Annotated in this window: 15 protein-coding genes; 8 read left to right on the forward strand and 7 right to left on the reverse strand. The window is 43.8% G+C overall.

The features are described from left to right. Positions 1-16 precede the first annotated feature (16 nt). The 5 genes from L0Y31_RS15230 (at position 17) to L0Y31_RS15250 (ending at position 3,073) form a co-directional block, all read left to right on the forward strand. The gene (locus L0Y31_RS15230; protein ID WP_234733932.1) at positions 17-520 is read left to right on the forward strand and encodes a carboxypeptidase-like regulatory domain-containing protein; all 504 of its coding nucleotides are present in this window, start codon (positions 17-19) and stop codon (positions 518-520) included. Between the two features lie 8 nt (positions 521-528). Then, positions 529-774 (forward strand): hypothetical protein, encoded by a 246-nt coding sequence (locus L0Y31_RS15235; RefSeq protein WP_234733933.1) that lies wholly within the window; start codon positions 529-531, stop codon positions 772-774. A 191-nt stretch (positions 775-965) separates the two neighbouring features. After that, entirely contained in the window at positions 966-1,850 is an 885-nt protein-coding gene (locus tag L0Y31_RS15240) for an FkbM family methyltransferase (RefSeq protein WP_234733934.1), read from the forward strand. Positions 1,851-2,625: 775 nt separating this feature from the next. Continuing rightward, the gene (locus L0Y31_RS15245; RefSeq protein WP_234733935.1) at positions 2,626-2,826 is read left to right on the forward strand and encodes a hypothetical protein; all 201 of its coding nucleotides are present in this window, start codon (positions 2,626-2,628) and stop codon (positions 2,824-2,826) included. A 22-nt stretch (positions 2,827-2,848) separates the two neighbouring features. Beyond that, positions 2,849-3,073 (forward strand): hypothetical protein, encoded by a 225-nt coding sequence (locus L0Y31_RS15250; protein ID WP_234733936.1) that lies wholly within the window; start codon positions 2,849-2,851, stop codon positions 3,071-3,073. Positions 3,074-3,092: 19 nt separating this feature from the next. On the opposite strand, the gene L0Y31_RS15255 is transcribed toward L0Y31_RS15250, so the two are convergent. The 3 genes from L0Y31_RS15255 to L0Y31_RS15265 all read right to left on the reverse strand — a co-directional run bounded on the left by L0Y31_RS15255 (position 3,093) and on the right by L0Y31_RS15265 (position 5,401). Then, complete coding sequence (locus L0Y31_RS15255; protein WP_234733937.1) at positions 3,093-3,674, reverse strand: exosortase/archaeosortase family protein; 582 nt, start codon at positions 3,672-3,674, stop codon at positions 3,093-3,095. A gap of 96 nt (positions 3,675-3,770) precedes the next feature. Next, positions 3,771-3,977: a PID-CTERM protein-sorting domain-containing protein gene (locus L0Y31_RS15260; RefSeq protein ID WP_234733938.1), complete on the reverse strand. Its 207-nt coding sequence runs from the start codon at positions 3,975-3,977 to the stop codon at positions 3,771-3,773. A 1,235-nt stretch (positions 3,978-5,212) separates the two neighbouring features. After that, on the reverse strand, positions 5,213-5,401 hold the full coding sequence (locus L0Y31_RS15265; protein WP_310587145.1) for a DUF4113 domain-containing protein: 189 nt from the start codon (positions 5,399-5,401) through the stop codon (positions 5,213-5,215). A gap of 90 nt (positions 5,402-5,491) precedes the next feature. Here L0Y31_RS15265 and L0Y31_RS15270 point away from each other — a divergent pair, with 90 nt between their 5' ends. Further along, the gene (locus L0Y31_RS15270) at positions 5,492-6,526 is read left to right on the forward strand and encodes a uroporphyrinogen decarboxylase/cobalamine-independent methonine synthase family protein (RefSeq protein ID WP_234733939.1); all 1,035 of its coding nucleotides are present in this window, start codon (positions 5,492-5,494) and stop codon (positions 6,524-6,526) included. Next, positions 6,526-9,120 (forward strand): amino acid adenylation domain-containing protein, encoded by a 2,595-nt coding sequence (locus L0Y31_RS15275; protein WP_234733940.1) that lies wholly within the window; start codon positions 6,526-6,528, stop codon positions 9,118-9,120. Before L0Y31_RS15270 ends, L0Y31_RS15275 begins: the two co-directional genes overlap by 1 nt. A 336-nt stretch (positions 9,121-9,456) precedes the next feature. Here L0Y31_RS15275 and L0Y31_RS15280 read toward each other — a convergent pair whose 3' ends face one another. The 3 genes from L0Y31_RS15280 to L0Y31_RS21015 all read right to left on the reverse strand — a co-directional run bounded on the left by L0Y31_RS15280 (position 9,457) and on the right by L0Y31_RS21015 (position 12,300). Beyond that, the gene (locus L0Y31_RS15280) at positions 9,457-10,455 is read right to left on the reverse strand and encodes an acyltransferase family protein (RefSeq protein WP_234733941.1); all 999 of its coding nucleotides are present in this window, start codon (positions 10,453-10,455) and stop codon (positions 9,457-9,459) included. A 361-nt stretch (positions 10,456-10,816) separates the two neighbouring features. Further along, complete coding sequence (locus L0Y31_RS15285; RefSeq protein WP_234733942.1) at positions 10,817-11,587, reverse strand: hypothetical protein; 771 nt, start codon at positions 11,585-11,587, stop codon at positions 10,817-10,819. A 590-nt stretch (positions 11,588-12,177) separates the two neighbouring features. Next, positions 12,178-12,300 (reverse strand): hypothetical protein, encoded by a 123-nt coding sequence (locus L0Y31_RS21015; protein ID WP_255772856.1) that lies wholly within the window; start codon positions 12,298-12,300, stop codon positions 12,178-12,180. A 370-nt stretch (positions 12,301-12,670) separates the two neighbouring features. Between L0Y31_RS21015 and L0Y31_RS15290 the strand changes: the two genes are divergently transcribed. Next, on the forward strand, positions 12,671-12,871 hold the full coding sequence (locus L0Y31_RS15290) for a hypothetical protein (protein ID WP_234733943.1): 201 nt from the start codon (positions 12,671-12,673) through the stop codon (positions 12,869-12,871). 235 nt (positions 12,872-13,106) lie between these two features. Here the strand turns inward: L0Y31_RS15290 and L0Y31_RS15295 are convergent, their stop codons facing one another. Beyond that, entirely contained in the window at positions 13,107-14,528 is a 1,422-nt protein-coding gene (locus L0Y31_RS15295) for a lectin-like domain-containing protein (protein ID WP_234733944.1), read from the reverse strand. Positions 14,529-15,341 lie beyond the last annotated feature (813 nt).

The following is a 15,341-nucleotide window of genomic DNA, read 5'->3' on the forward strand; positions in this document are numbered from 1 at the left end:
TAACCAGCCCAGGCGGATGAAACCCAAAGGCTGGTTGGCCTCAAAAAGAAGGTCCGATCGGACCGGCAAAATTGATCTGTTTCACTGGATGCCCCAAACCAACTATATGCTTACCGCTATCAAGTATAGTGCGCTGTTTGCTTTATTACTTTTTGTCTCCTGTAGCAAAAGGGAAGATCAGCCTGTGCGTGTTTATGGAACGGTGGTTGATTCGCTGGGGGCCCCGCTCTCAGGGGTTCATTTCGAACTGATGATTAAAAAAAGGGACACCTTTCCGACTTTCATCTTGCCTATCGCCGAGGCAACCTCCGCCCAGGACGGCTCGTACGAGATCAAAGGCGTTGTACCCAAAGATTATAAGCTGCCCTTTGTGGAGATCACGCATATTGATCGCCAAGGGGTCCATATTTACCCCAAACGAATCTACACCAAAGAGGCGAACGGAAAGTTGCAGCAGACTACCGCCTTGTTCTTAAAGAAAAACAAGACTACCCATGAAATCCATGTGGTTTTATACTGATACGAGCCATGCTTTACATCTCCGACAAAGCCCGCCTCCTCTCCCTGATCGCCGCAGCGGGCGTAAAAGGAATCAGTGACAAGCGGCTGGCCAAGGTGTCCGGCATGGATAACGACCTGGTCTGTGATTTAGTCGAGGAGTTGCACAGCGACGGTTTTGTCCGGCTGCTGCGGGGTCACCTGCTGATCGGCACGCGGCTGAAGGCGTTTGCGATCGGCGATGGCGCGGCGGAACTCTGGCCAAAAAATAAATGAGAATTTTGACTCACCTTTTGCGGGGTCGATTGATGAAGGGGAACACGCTCTTTAGAGCCAAAATCCTAAAACGATGAAAATCAAAACTGTGTATTCCCAGTGGGAAACTTGATGGGCTTTAAGAAATCAAGTTAAATCCCAGATTACTTAAATCCCAATAAATTTCCTAAACAAATCCTTAACACATTCTTATGCCTCTTAAATCCCTACTTCGCATACTTGGCCATCAAAAATGGATCCGTTTTGGTATACGTGATCGAATAATTCGAACCTTCGATAATATTGATACACGACCCAAAGAATTATTTAGTGTACCCTTCTTTGGTCAAACCTATACTGGTGATCTTTCTGTCTATATAGATTGGAGTACATATTATTATGGATCCTATGAAGGGGAAGAATTAAGTTTGATGCGCGATGCACTGACTGGAGTAGCCGATCCTATAGTATTAGATATAGGGGCTAATATTGGCCATCATTCTCTTTTTGCTTCAACTTTAGCCAAAGAGGTACATGCTTTTGAGCCTTTCCCAGAGGTCTTTTCTAAAATTTATGATAAGATAAAAATTAACTCAATTAATAATATTAAAGTTCACGAAATAGGATTAGGGGAGACTAATGAGACCTTACCCTACTCTGTACCGTCAAATTCTAATACTGGCGTTGGTTCTTTTAGTGGTGAAGCTGTTAATAATTCATCTACGATATATTTACCAATTAGAGTAGGCGATGAATACCTAAAATCATATAATCTCCCTAAAATAGATTATATCAAGATGGACATTGAAGGCTTTGAATCACAAGCACTTAGAGGACTAAAAAATACTATTCTTTTTCATAGGCCGATTGTTTTCTTTGAGTGGAGCGCTTACGGGAGAAAGTTAAACATTGAATCGGAATCACTCTTTCCTAAGGATTATACCGTTTATAATTTTATTTCTAAACAACCTTATTTAGGCGTTTTTTCTAAGCGAGGATATATATTAGTCGCAGATCAATCGCCATTTAGAGACGGAAATAAGATTGCAATCCCAAACGAACAAATAGCTAGATTTAATAGCATAAAAAGTTTATAATCTTAAGCCTTAAAATAGTTAAACTAACTTTAAGGATGACTAAACACTAAACATGAGTAGGGAGGGTTGGTGGAAGCTGGCGTAAGTAAACCGCAATCACGAGAAGTGGCCTTTAAAAGTCACTTCTGGTTGTTCTTCAAAAGATTTACAACAGCGAATCCAGGTACTTCTGCGTCTGCTCATCCTCAAAGCTACCCAGGTAGGCCTCTGCCGTGACCATTCACAGAATCGAAAAAAGTACCACTTACACAAAACATCAATGCTAGCTCGGACCTGGTTGATACTTTAGCCCTGATCATACTCCGCCCCTGCTTTGGGCACCTACGCCAGGAGTAGTTTAACTGAATAATCTTCTTTTGTTTTAATACGTTTGTCCTGATATTGACTAATCTTTTATATCCAACAATTTCATAATGAATAACGTATCAACAGCCTGGCTTTACGGCTCTACCCCCGAATGGGCTTGTGGCAGCATTTGTGGCACCGAGGAGGCCGTGGCAGTAGGTAGTGGCCTAGTGTCGGGTTGGAAAAACGGGCAAAATGGGCTAATTTTGCGCTATGAAGTTGTTCAATCAGGCGGCTTAGGGAATTCGAATCCTTCCGTGGACACAAGTACTTGACCATAAACGCCTGTAAATTAACCACTTACAGGCGTTTTTTGATTACACTACAGGACCATTTTAAGCTTTTGGTTTATTTCCCGCTACTCACCGTACCTTCTACTGACTCCTTTAGAAATAAGCCTATTCCTAAAACTTAATGTTTTCCTCTTCTCATGACAGCCATTGAATTTGTCTTTGCGGAGCTAAAAATGCACCACCCGGCCCTCTACGATCTGGATGATCTCTGCAACCGCAGCTACCCCCAGGATGAAATTAACGAAGCCGTAGCGGCCCTGATGCTACAGGAAAAAGTGCGGGAAGCGGGCATTGAGAACTTTCCTTACGTCAGCTTAACTGAGAAAGCCGTTAGTTGACGTCTTGCTTTGCCGAGGACTTGTGAGTAAATACTATAGTACACGAACGGCAAAATCAATCTCTATCCGGGAACTGAAGGCGAAGCAACCTGCCCCACTGGACAAAGATGAACTCTATGACAAGAGCTATACTGAAAGCGAATTGAGCGAGGCAATCCGGGTCCTGATAAAAGGAGGTATTATCAAAGGATTGACGATTAACAAAATGCCGTATATCCAGCTGGTTCGCGGCGCAAACGTAAAATAAAAACCCGCTGCTTATCACTTCAAGCAGCAGGCAAATCACTCAACTCATACGTTTTCTCTTCTTTCTCCTCACTATAGAGGTATATCAGCAGGAAAATGACTCCGTAAGCCGCTATCGTAAACAGGTCGTGATGATCGATGTAATTATTTAGGGGCCATCTTTTTTCCAGCGCAGTTAGCAGCAACCCAATCCGAAAACAGTTAATAAGCCAAATTAAGAGAATCCCCCCCAAACACCAGTAGAGCTTTCGTCTCCAGGGGTTGCTGTTGGCAATCACGAAAGCCACCCAAAAGCTTAAGACGCCTAAGCCCAGGCACTCATAAGATATAATTACAGTAGCTCCTGCGGGTGTTTTTATCAATTGTGGCGGGATTACATAGGAATCAACTCCAAACAAGTGGGTAATCAAGCTAGCGGTGTATAGAATGGACATTTTCAGCCACTCAATATAGTTGAGGAAGTTATCCAGGAATGCGCTATAACTATTCTTGGGGTCTACCAGTCCGTTATAAAAAATATTAAAATAATACAAGGCTATAAACGTAACAAAAAACTTAATTAGATAAGGGATATCTAACGATTTAGATAGATTGTTCTGCATATACTTTTAGGGAAAGGGTCCTTATTTACCCAATCAAGCGCTTAGCTAATCAGCCAAACAAGGACCTTACTGAATTCATCTCAGAGCGAAGCGTCCTTATTTCAATTGGTTAGCTTTCTTTATTTTCTGATACGCTTTCCGAACTCCTGCCGCCGCGCCAGCCGCAAGCAGGACACTTAAGCCACCGTCTATTGGTGCACTTTCGGCAGGCGGGGGACCTGCGATGGCCAGAGTGCTCAAGCAAACAAAGCAGATCAACAGACCGCTAGCCTTCAGCACAGAAGGCAAGTAATAATTTTTCATAATAGATAGTGAGTTTTTGATTAGACTTTAGCTGTAGTATACAGCATCAAGCAAGCAATTATAAGAAAAAATCACTAAGTATTTCGAACAAGTATTTAGAAAAAGTAATATTATAATTCTTTCATCTAATAAGTCCTATTAAACCTATGATAATTCTTATATTTTTGTCTATTAAATAAGAACAAATCCCTTGATTATTAGCACTATTGTCTAAATACAACTATGTGATAAAAGCCTCCATCTACAAAAAATACCGACTACATCGCAGTCGGTATTTAATCTTTTGCTTAGTAAACAAACTCAGTATGAATTCTGGTTAACAAAGAATTTATCAGACAATTGTTACTTATTTCAATCATTCTGTTACGCCCTATAAACTTTGTAAAAGGCTACGCTACAGATCATATTATTTCTCACCAATTTTGATATACGCCTTCCGGCAGGCATTACAACGGTACAATCGATTTGGGACAAAGAATAAAGCATTCTTTATCAAAGAATTCCGGGGGATACGGTCTACCGAGAACTGTTCGCCGCAATATGGGCATGACTTTTTAGTAGTAAACCTTCGGGAAAGAGTAAGAATATTAAAAATAACGGCTAAGATTTTCATAAACGTTGATATTTTTATGCGGAAGCGTTCAAATATATCCACTTGTATGTGAGAAGCTTGACCGCGTAATCATGTTCTTTCTTTAAGCTTACAAATTCTTATGATTGTTACAGTTTTCATCAAACTGGTTACTTAAACAAAAAAGCCCGATTGCGAGGCAGCCGGACTTTTCATTTTCATGTAGTTAAATAATCTTCAGCGGCTAAAGTAAAGTTTTACCTCCAAATTCCAGCGGGTTACCAGCCCTAGCTCAATAACTTATACGGGCTTACTTTCCTGTTTAACCGTGATTTTTACCCAGCGCAGAAACGCTTCCCCGATAGCGAGATCTCCTAGGTTCTTGTTTACCCGGTTGAGTACGGTCGAACTAGCAAACCCTGCAGTACCGATGTGGGAAAAGCCTACCAGGTACTTACGTTGGAGGTCACTGAACTCTACCCCCTTAAAATGTTCTCGCACCTCAGCGGCGGGGCTAGCCTGCTGGCTTCGATGAATGGGCCGGACAATCCGGATGAAGGAGTAAATTATGACGTTACCCTAACAAGGGAACAAGGCAAACCCAGCTCCTACAGGTGCCGGGTCGTGAGTTTTTGGAGTTTCACAAATCAGGGAAAGTTCTAAATTAAGACGCCACTAGAATATCCGACCACCGGGTAGTGTAACACCGGCTCAGCCACTTTTGCTTCATGGGCCAGGTTCTGTCATAGCCTTGAGCCGCCAAACGTACCTTATCCCGTCCGTACTGCTTATTGATGCCATCAACGGCTTTGCCCAGCTTGGCTAATTTTGGTCTGACCGTTTCTAGCGACAGCTATAACTAGCAGGCGGCTTCTGAGGTAAGATTCGTTTCATAAAAGCGGGTGACTGGGTATTAATAATAAGTGGGTAAGACCACCCCTGCTTGTCCCTTCTGCACCTACCGATTACCTATTTTATCAGTCAACGCTTTCTGTGGCAAACGATATTTATCATCTTTGCAGGAAATGTCGTTACTATGCGAATATGCTTCTGGAAACATCATCCAAACATTGATCAAAATGGATACTTATTAGGGCAAGCCACTATCCTATACCAACAGCGATTTGGATTCGATTTTATCAAACTAATGTCTCCAGGGCCTTGGATGGCTGTTTGTTACGGAGCACTTGATGAGTATCAGGGAGATTATCTGGGACGAAGAGCAATTGTAAAACCTTTGGTAACTCATTATAAAGATTGGATAAATCTAGCTGCATTTTGTCAATCCTATCAACCCGAGATGCTCCAGCAGCAACTAATTGCCAGTCAAATGGTCTGTCAAGCGTTTCCTCATGTGGACGTATGTGCCACCGTATTTAGTCCGCTTTCACAGGCTATTCAATTAGCGGGTATTGATTTATTTCGGAAGCATCTCAAGCTTTATCCTGATGAAGTCGAAAAAGGTTTGAAGCAGATTACTCAGAACACCCACTATATAATGAGTCAATTCGCGGCTACCGGAGTCAAACGCCTGTTCTATGTCATGCAACATACTCAGGAGCATGTTTTCCCCCGTACGGATTATCAACCACAAGCCGCTTATCACGACGCAGATTGTTTACGTTACTCAGCTACACTTTTTGAGGACACACTGGTTCATCTGCACGGTGAACACATTTACTGGGGTTTGTCTCTACCCCTACCGCATACCAGGATTCACTACGCGACTCATCCCACGAATCCTACCCCATCGGATTTGCGGAAACAAGCTCAACTACCTGTCATCGCCGGAATTTCAGCCCAGGATCTAGTCTCGGTTCAATCGCTTCAAGAAGCCTGTCACTTGTTAGATAGCCATTTTAAGCACCGCGCAGCTAACTCAGACCCTTTATTGACCTGTAGTTGCGTGTTACCCTTTGATTTTTCCGATCAACAAACCGATCTCTGGATTCAATCCTTATCTTTATTCGCTCACTGATGCCCGCACTTGCCCTAGATTATTTAGGCCCCAAACAGATCCCCTATACACCCTTACCGGCAACTTGCCTTAGCCTACCCTTATTCAGGCTATTTACGGAACAGGTCCGTAAAAGCGCTGATAAACTAGCCATTCAAGATGACGCGGCTAGCTATACCTATTCGGAATTGCACCAGTATGCCTGCCAGGTTGCCCAAGTGTTGGGTCAGTCAGCGGATAAACACCAAGAGCCGATCGGCATTTGGCTGCAAAACGACCGGAAATTTATTGCTGTCATGCTTGCTGCTCTTGCCGTGGGTAGGCCTTACGTTGCGTTGGACATTTCGGCACCTTTTGAGCGAAACTTGGCCATTATGAAGCAGGCCCAAATTAGTGACATTGTTTCTATTTCGCGGTTTAAATCAGAGCTAAAAACTCTGGACATAACTGTCCTCTATTTAGACAAGCTACCCCAGCCAGACGCAGCCTCTTTCTTCCAACCAACGGCTCAGCCAGATAGCTTAGCATACATCATTTATACCTCTGGTACCACGGGAACCCCTAAAGGTGTCTTTCAGAATCAGCGTAATCTAATTCACGATGTGAGTCAGTACATTGATTCCATCCATCTGTCTTCAGACGACCGCCATTCGTTGCTTTACTCACCCACCGTTGGGGGCGCAATCAGAGATATCTTTGGAACGCTATTGACGGGGGCCACCCTTTACATCAGAGATTTACGCAAGCACGGTCTGGCCTCACTAGCTTCCTTTATTAAGGAACATCAGCTCACCATTTATCACTCAGTTCCTTCTATTTTTAGGACGTTCCTACAAGCTGCTGGCCAGCAGCAATTTCCCTCCGTTCGATTGGTGTACATGGCGGGCGATCGCATCACAATTCAGGATGTGGAACGCTACAAAGGCCATTTCTTGCCATCCTCTTTTCTCTACATTGGCATTGGATCCACAGAAAATGCCACCATCTACCGACAATGGTTCATTAATCACAACACCCGTTTGACTGGTGAAACGGTGCCAGTCGGCTACGCTGTTCCAGACCGAAACATGCATCTTGAATCAGCAGACGGTTCCTTAACACTTCCAGGCGAGACAGGCGAAATTGTCGTTGAGAGCGCCTATATCGCTTTGGGTTATTGGCAAAATAGTCAACTGACTCAGCAGGCATTTACAATTACTAAAAACGGCCGCCAATTTCGTACCGGCGATTTAGGGCGCGTGGGTTCCGACGGCTTACTGGAGTACATCGGCCGAAAAGATCGACAAATCAAAGTAGCCGGGCACCGGATCGAACTGGCCGCCGTGGAAGCCACTATCCGGCAGGTTCCCTTAGTCAGTGATGTAGTGGTTATTGGCCGATCGGTAGCATCCGAGCAAGTCTTGGTGGCCTACGTGGTCACTACCGGTGAGTTTGAGCCAGAAGCAGTCAGGAAGTATTGCCTTGATCGACTCCCTTCTTATATGGTTCCCGCCCACTGGGAACAAATTGAGGAGATACCTTTGCTGGCTAATTTTAAAATAGATGTAGCGACCCTCCAACGCCTCGACGACCAACACGTAAAAACCTTGACAATAGGTTCTGAAAGGATTCGGACAGACGGCCCCCCACCGACTAAAGCACATTGGATCAAAACCGTCGTACGAAACGCCTGGTGTGCTCCCGGCGCTGGTTTACAGGAAGCATACAACCAGAATACTAGCTGGCGAAGCGGGGGTGGGTCTTCTCTGGAAGCGGTTGCTTTTATGATTAAACTGGAAGAAAAGCTAGGCGTTCAGATTCCGGCCGAATGGATTCATGGTGACATGAAGCCCCTGTGGCTTGAAGAACTTTTGCTGAAACAAGCAGATTTTGTTGGTAAGTCCCAATCCGCTATAATTCGGCCCGTTATTTATTTTTTCCCGGCTTTGATAGGCCTAGGCGATGCCATAAAGTTAGTACGCGATTTGCAACAAATTGCAGAGATTCACCTGATCACCTATCCCGATTTGAGTAAAGTCACTGCTGAGCCAGAAAGCTTTGATTTACTTATGCATTCGGTCATGAATCAGATTTCGCAGTTCCCTGAACCCGATCTGTTACTTGGTTGCTGCTCGGGAAGCTTCGCGGCCCACGAGGTAGCCCGTCAATTAACGCTCCAAGATTCCTTAAAGGGCAGGTTGGTTCTTATTGATTTTCATGCCTCACTCCGATTTGGCGTTCCACTCCAGGCACTAGCAAAACTTAGTTTTAAAGAGAAACTACGTTTGTTTATGGACAAGGGAGTTAACAAAATTTATAAAAAACTCGCACGCAGTCTTTTCCCCACTTGGGCCAATCGATATTGGAAGACCCCGCATAACTTTATTCAGACCGATACGAATGCGTACGATGTTTTCACCGGATCAATTCGGCAAAAATACTTAACTGGTCAAGCCGAACTGTTTCGAACAACCGACCACAGTACCCCCATGAACTGGGAATGGTTTTGTGATTCTGTCTCAATCACTGAATTACCTTTTACTCACGGAGAGATGTTTAGCACGGAAGAGAATCGAAAGATGGTTATAAAACAGCTAGCGAAGCTCTTCAAAGCGAATACAGTTCAGCCCTTTTGACAGGGAAAAATCGAAGCGCGTTCCTAGTGGCAGTTGAATTACAACCGGTTCGGGCTTGTCGGCATTCTAAGACTGAGCTATGTCGCTTGGAGATTGAGGTTCATCAGGCGGAAACACTTCGTTAATTTGGCGAACCTGTTCCGCTAGTTCCTCCTCCGTTACGGGCTTTACTTCTTTCTTTTTGCTCATTAGGTTCGGCATTTAAGACTGCCGTAAAGTTTCGAGGCCGTTTTCTAGATCATTTTACTCCCTTGAAATGATGAGGGTATTTAATGGCCTGAATAACTTTTAAACGAAGGTATTGAGTAAATGAAACAGGTCGCAATACAAGCGTTTCTACTGTTCCCCAAGCAATAATAACTTTGCCAGTTTTATTCTTCTTACTACCAGTACAAATAAAACACTAACCACAAAGACGAAAATGGCGACCATTAACTGGGTTTTCAAATCATAGAAAAGCTTGATATGCGCTCTTTCGACGATAAATTCCAGAGCTTCTAAAAACGCTACATGGGATAGATAAACTCCGTAGGTAGTAGAACTGAGCGTGATCAGCCAACCTGATGAGGAAACATCAGCGAGTTGCAAAGCAACCAGCAATAAACCAATACCACCCAGAGGAGAAATCAAGGGATGTATCACCACTGGATAATCAATCCATAGCTGTGATATAGCAAGTGCGATCAGAGCAAGTCCCCCTAACAACAGACCGATATTCTTCTGTTTGATTTTAGAAGCTATTAAGTAAGCAGCGGCCAGATATACGGCAATCGTTGCCGTTGGGGTTACGCCAAAATAGTTTCGCCAATTCCCAAGTACTAAATAAGCGACGGCCCCTAGAAGTAGGAACCCTGCCTGGGTTTGTTTCTTAGTAATCAGTAAAAAGGAGCCTAGTATCAGAGCCTGCATGGTTATTAGCTGGGGGAGGTAATACAAATGTTCGGCGCTCTGTCCGTAAAAAAACAAACCGACAGGATCAATCTCATACGGCTCACCCCGCAAAAGATGTCTTACAAAGATTAAGCCCGCATAGATTGACGACCATACCAGAAAGGGGAGTCCAATTCTCCACCAGCTTTTGATCAGGAATGCTTTCACGGAAACGCTCTTCCCAGGTTTGGGAACTGAAAATACCAGCGATACTATAAAGAAAAAGGGTACGCAAAAAAGTAAGAAAAGATTCGCTAACAAGGCTGAAGCAGCCGTATTGTTATGAGTGTGTATAAGGATTACGCCAAATGCGGCCACAATCCGAATAAGCTCAATATTTGTGTATCTAATCTGCTGAGAGGCTATAAGTTGATCTCGACTCTTGGGTAAAGTATCTGATTGCATATGACTATTAATTTCTATGCTAGAATAGCGCTTTTTGTGATCATACTTACACGTCACATTGAAAATTCTTTTGGAAGCTTAGAAATAAACAGATATATGAAACAAGTAATGTTTGGGAAGATGTAGTCGACATAATTTTCAGCTAATCTCCTGGATATCGACAATCATTATTAGAATTTGTCCCGTATGTATTTCCTGCCCAGTTCATACGGCCGCTTCAAATACGGCCGTAGCCGTGCAGTTCGAAGTGTAATGGCGCGACATTTCTCCAATCGGCTACTCTAGTCGATTGGAGAAAGCAATCTGGATAGGCTTATTGAGTTTCATGGATGGTCTTGGCTGGTAATACATCAATCAACGGCTAGGCTTCTACCGAGGCAAAGGATTTTTGACCCAGTTTAACTGTTTCTATTCGCTTAGCCGCCTCATCGGTTAGGCTAGGACCAACCAGATTCATTACGTGACTATGAAAGGCGTTTATTCTTAGGTTTACTTCATCCTCTTCCTCTGAACAAGCGCCAGGAGCTTCAAAAAATTGAACGCCAATGGTACCATCGGCCTGAAGTCCGGCAAATGAATAAATGATATCCGAATTAAGTTTCTTTGCCAGACGAAACATGTTCGGCGAATAAACGCCGAATTCATGGTCGACCAAAACGACTACGGTACCGCCTCTTTGTAAGATACTTTTTGCTTTCAATAATACATCAGGCCTGGAAGGAAGCACCAAGAGCCGTTCCTTTTTACCAAAGACAGGCCAGTAACCATCAGGGGGCACATGAAGTGCAATTACGGCATCGGGTAGTAGACCCTGATCGATTAGATACCCGGCCCAGGCAAATCCCAAAGGAACGTGAGCTGTACACAGCACCAACCCATTAGTTCTCGGTTTTTTAAGGAACTCAAGGCAGTTTGCCTGAATTGGCAGTGGCACGATCTTGCTGCTAAAAGCAGGCACACCCATAAAGGCTTCTATCAAAGCCGCCTTGTTCAAAAGGGAGCTTTTTTTGTATTTAGAATCGGGTAAGCCCCGGAAATGAGCGTAATATTTTGTAAATATAAAAATAGCTTTAAACCATTTCTCGGCAGGAAATAAACCGCAAATCCCCTTCGCAACCACTTTTGCTATCATTTCCTCGACAATAGAGCGCTATAAACTACTGATTTATCAGACAAAAATAGTACTTAATTTGCGTATTTAATTACTTAAATCAAATACTATTTTTGTCTGATATTTCTTTTCAGTCATGGGCCATTTCCCATCCGTGTCAATTAAACGGAAATTGCTTATCCCACCGACTTACCTGTCATGGCTTTTTGAACTGGGTCGTTTTAGCGCGGTTAATAAAAAGTAAGCTTCAGTAAGTCTCATTTACCTGAAATTGCGTATATAGCAAGCGTTACAGCTGTTCTCTACTCAAATGTCATTGCTATTTAACCTTCCGGTCATCCTGGGCTTTATGGCCCTGGTGGCGCTCTATTTTCTGTTTCGACCCACTACCCGTCGGGTCTGCCCCCGTTGCGGGGAGCGGTATCGCTTTGAATCAAGGGGGGAGTCCTCAAGTCTGTTTGCCTGGCTACCCCTGCGTTTCTATTACTGCTACCGCTGTTTGTGGTACTCTGTTTTTGTTGGGAGAAGATAGGCTTATCCTTAAATGAACACTCACGTAGGAGTTAAGTTTGCCACCTGTCGATTTCACTGTCAGCAGGTGGCCTGGTTTATTACTTTGACTCCTCCTGTAGGGGTGTGGACTTGTTTTCAATGGTAATCATGGTGGCCCCCGCCCGGCTCACCATGATTTGACGACCCACATCCGAGAGGCCCTTGCTGTCATAGATCTTCATGGCCGTGAAGACGTCAATGGCCTGCCGGGTCTGTTCATCCAGATCAAAGGTGAGCGTGATGAAGTTCAGGTGATGGAGTAATCGATGTGCACCGTAGCCCGGACCCGGTCTTTCAGGTTGGCAATAAACCGGCTGTCGCCCTGCATGGGAAAGTTGGGAGTAACCACCTTCATGTAGCAGGGGTTGGCAGCTCTGCTGGAGACACAAGTACTTAGCCATAAACGCCTGTAAATTAACCACTTACAGGCGTTTTTTGATTACACTACAGGACCATTTTAAGCTTTTGGTTTATTTCCCGCTACTCACCGTACCTTCTACTGACTCCTTTAGAAATAAGCCTATTCCTAAAACTTAATGTTTTCCTCTTCTCATGACAGCCATTGAATTTGTCTTTGCGGAGCTAAAAATGCACCACCCGGCCCTCTACGATCTGGATGATCTCTGCAACCGCAGCTATCCCCAGGATGAAATTAACGAAGCCGTAGCGGCCCTGATGCTACAGGAAAAAGTGCGGGAAGCGGGCATTAAAGATTTTCCCTATGTGAGTTTAACTGAGAAAGCTATTAGCTGAAATCAAAATCTCGGCTACAAATTCAGCTTGCAGGCGATTTTTTTGATCACCAAATAGTAATCTTAATCTCACTTCTCTAAGGTGCCGTACCCTCATCGGCCGAGTGCACATTTATACTCTGTCTATTTCCCGGTGTTATAGAAGCAAAGATTACACAGGCACCGGATTAATTTGTGGAAGTCCAACAAACAGGCCTCGCTACTGGCGGGGCTTCTGTTTTCTATTTGTAAACCGCTTACCTAATAAGAGTTATTGTACCTTGTTTACGCTGATTGGCTTCCCCTTCGCTACGGCCACGATGATATTTCAGCACATACGAATACTGATCCGCTGGACAGGCTTTGCCCTGGTACGTCCCATCCCAACGATTCTCAATATTACTGGACTGAAAAACTACTTCTCCCCAACTGTTATAAATGGTCAGGTCAATACGCGTGTCCGGTAAACTCTTCACCTCGAAAGCATCATTTATGCCATCGCCATTGGGAGTAAAGGCATCTGGCAAATAAACGGCCGCTAACCCACAGGTATCTCTTACGGAAAAGAATTGGCTTTGTGTACAGCCTTCTCCGGTCGTCACTTTGGCTTCGTAGTTACCGGTTTGATACACGGTAACAGCCGATGTTTTTTCGCCCGAATGGGGCCATAGATAAGTCCAAGCAGTGTCGCTGGTGCTAACATCCAAATTAGCTTGCTTATCCAGCAGACAAACGGTGGTTATCGATTGATCGATATTGGGTAAGGGCTTAACCTCGACAAGCACCGTATCCCTGACCGGTAAATCGCATTCGTTCCGATAGGCAACCGTGAACTGTTGGCTATTGATAAGTTTCACGGTGGGTGACTTGCTGGTAGGGTCACTGAGTTGCTTGGCCGGCTGCCAGCTATACTGATTATCAATGGAGACTGGGGCTGAGAGCTGAATTGTTTCCTGGGCACAACCCGAGACGAGGGATCGATTGCCGAGTGGCGGCGGATCCGTAAAAGAGACAGTCTGGCGGTTATTGCCCCCTCCTGTTCCAGCGGTGACTCCCCACCAGACACTAGAATTGCCGCCAAAGATCTCTTTAACCAAGTCAATAGTTAAGGTAACTTTCAACTCACAATCAATAGACAAAGCAAATTTCTTTTCACTTGCGTTCCACTCAATTTTAATCCAGTGATCCAAGCCATCAGACAGCACGCGATCTCCGGTAAAAGCAGCTATTGGACCCGCTAAATTGAGCGGCGAAGCATGATCAACATTCCCATTTTTTTGAATAGCAACATGGTGATAAGGAGGATCCAGGAAGTTCCCGTTGGTATGTGAATCAAATTCAATCCCTAAGGACGGCGTAATCCCGCTATAACCGAGCACCCCTCCACTACTACCAAGGGCTTTCAGTCCCTTATTCTGTAAGAGAAACGCAATTCCGTCTGCCCCACGAGGATTGCTACCCAGATTTAAGAGAAACCTCCAGGTAAATGACTCCTTAAGATCTACCTGTTGCTGGTGCCAGACAGCCCCGGCTTGATTTTGTCTGGCTTCGGTCAATATATACTTTCCAGGCTGGGTAGATTTTTGCGCTGTGCCAACAACCTGGTACTGTCCCTGGACTACAAAGGAGTGACCAAGTACCAGCACGAAGAAAAAGAAAAAGCAGAGCGTTTTGCTCATGAAAATATCTGTCTAGGTGGCTGCTTTGCTATTCTTAAAACGGTAATGAATCCATATAGTATTCATTCAGGGTAAAGTGACAAAAGTTATTCTGGTAATTCAACTGATTACGTAAATAATGCTTCTTGAATGGCAAGATTAACGAACAGTAGAAATGGCGAACGATCAGGTATTTCAGTTCTTGAAATATAATTTTTATCATTTAAGGTATATACGCATCGTTCATATCCATGACAATTATACCCCTCTTGTAGTCACCTAGTGCGCTTTTAGAGTAACTAACTAGCTCTCAACAATCTTTTATTGACTACACTAAATTTGATATCCTACCTAGTCACTTTATTCGATAAGCCAAATTTATAAATTGCCCGTGCCTCTGCCTTTTTAAACTAGTAGCCAGAATAAGCTCCGGGAATTTATTTGTAAACTAATTTTCTCTTTTTTCGACAAAACCGTACAGTAGTTGAAATTACAACCCGTTTTTCTGAAATTTTTTATCTCTACAGTAACGACTTAAACACAAATCATTGATTATCAAATCTTTATGACTTTTCAATACTTATACAGTTATCATACACTCATTGGCAAAACAGGCAGTTAATTACTAAGTAAAAGTACGCAAGCAATTTATGCAATCACTTATTATACAGATATATACGTATTTGGACAGATCCTTATTTCAGTGTAACTTGAATTAATTGACAGACAAATGTACACCCTGAAAATAACTCGAATGAAAGCTAGTGATCGTAATTACATCGGGCGTTTCGCGCTCCCTAAATCTAATGTAACGCCTTACAGTCCTGATGGTTT

Origin of the sequence: Tellurirhabdus bombi, assembly GCF_021484805.1 — a bacterium.
In the GTDB taxonomy this organism is placed as follows: domain Bacteria; phylum Bacteroidota; class Bacteroidia; order Cytophagales; family Spirosomataceae; genus Tellurirhabdus; species Tellurirhabdus bombi.

Coding starts and splice junctions, on each gene's coding strand:
- L0Y31_RS15275 (WP_234733940.1), top strand. CDS start 6,526: ATGCCCGCACTTGCCCTAGATTATTTAGGCCCCAAACAGATCCCCTAT.
- L0Y31_RS15290 (WP_234733943.1), top strand. CDS start 12,671: ATGACAGCCATTGAATTTGTCTTTGCGGAGCTAAAAATGCACCACCCG.
- L0Y31_RS15295 (WP_234733944.1), bottom strand. CDS start 14,528: ATGAGCAAAACGCTCTGCTTTTTCTTTTTCTTCGTGCTGGTACTTGGT.
- L0Y31_RS15245 (WP_234733935.1), top strand. CDS start 2,626: ATGACAGCCATTGAATTTGTCTTTGCGGAGCTAAAAATGCACCACCCG.
- L0Y31_RS15235 (WP_234733933.1), top strand. CDS start 529: ATGCTTTACATCTCCGACAAAGCCCGCCTCCTCTCCCTGATCGCCGCA.
- L0Y31_RS15230 (WP_234733932.1), top strand. CDS start 17: ATGAAACCCAAAGGCTGGTTGGCCTCAAAAAGAAGGTCCGATCGGACC.
- L0Y31_RS15260 (WP_234733938.1), bottom strand. CDS start 3,977: ATGAAAAATTATTACTTGCCTTCTGTGCTGAAGGCTAGCGGTCTGTTG.
- L0Y31_RS15240 (WP_234733934.1), top strand. CDS start 966: ATGCCTCTTAAATCCCTACTTCGCATACTTGGCCATCAAAAATGGATC.
- L0Y31_RS21015 (WP_255772856.1), bottom strand. CDS start 12,300: ATGAAGATCTATGACAGCAAGGGCCTCTCGGATGTGGGTCGTCAAATC.
- L0Y31_RS15280 (WP_234733941.1), bottom strand. CDS start 10,455: ATGCAATCAGATACTTTACCCAAGAGTCGAGATCAACTTATAGCCTCT.
- L0Y31_RS15285 (WP_234733942.1), bottom strand. CDS start 11,587: ATGATAGCAAAAGTGGTTGCGAAGGGGATTTGCGGTTTATTTCCTGCC.
- L0Y31_RS15255 (WP_234733937.1), bottom strand. CDS start 3,674: ATGCAGAACAATCTATCTAAATCGTTAGATATCCCTTATCTAATTAAG.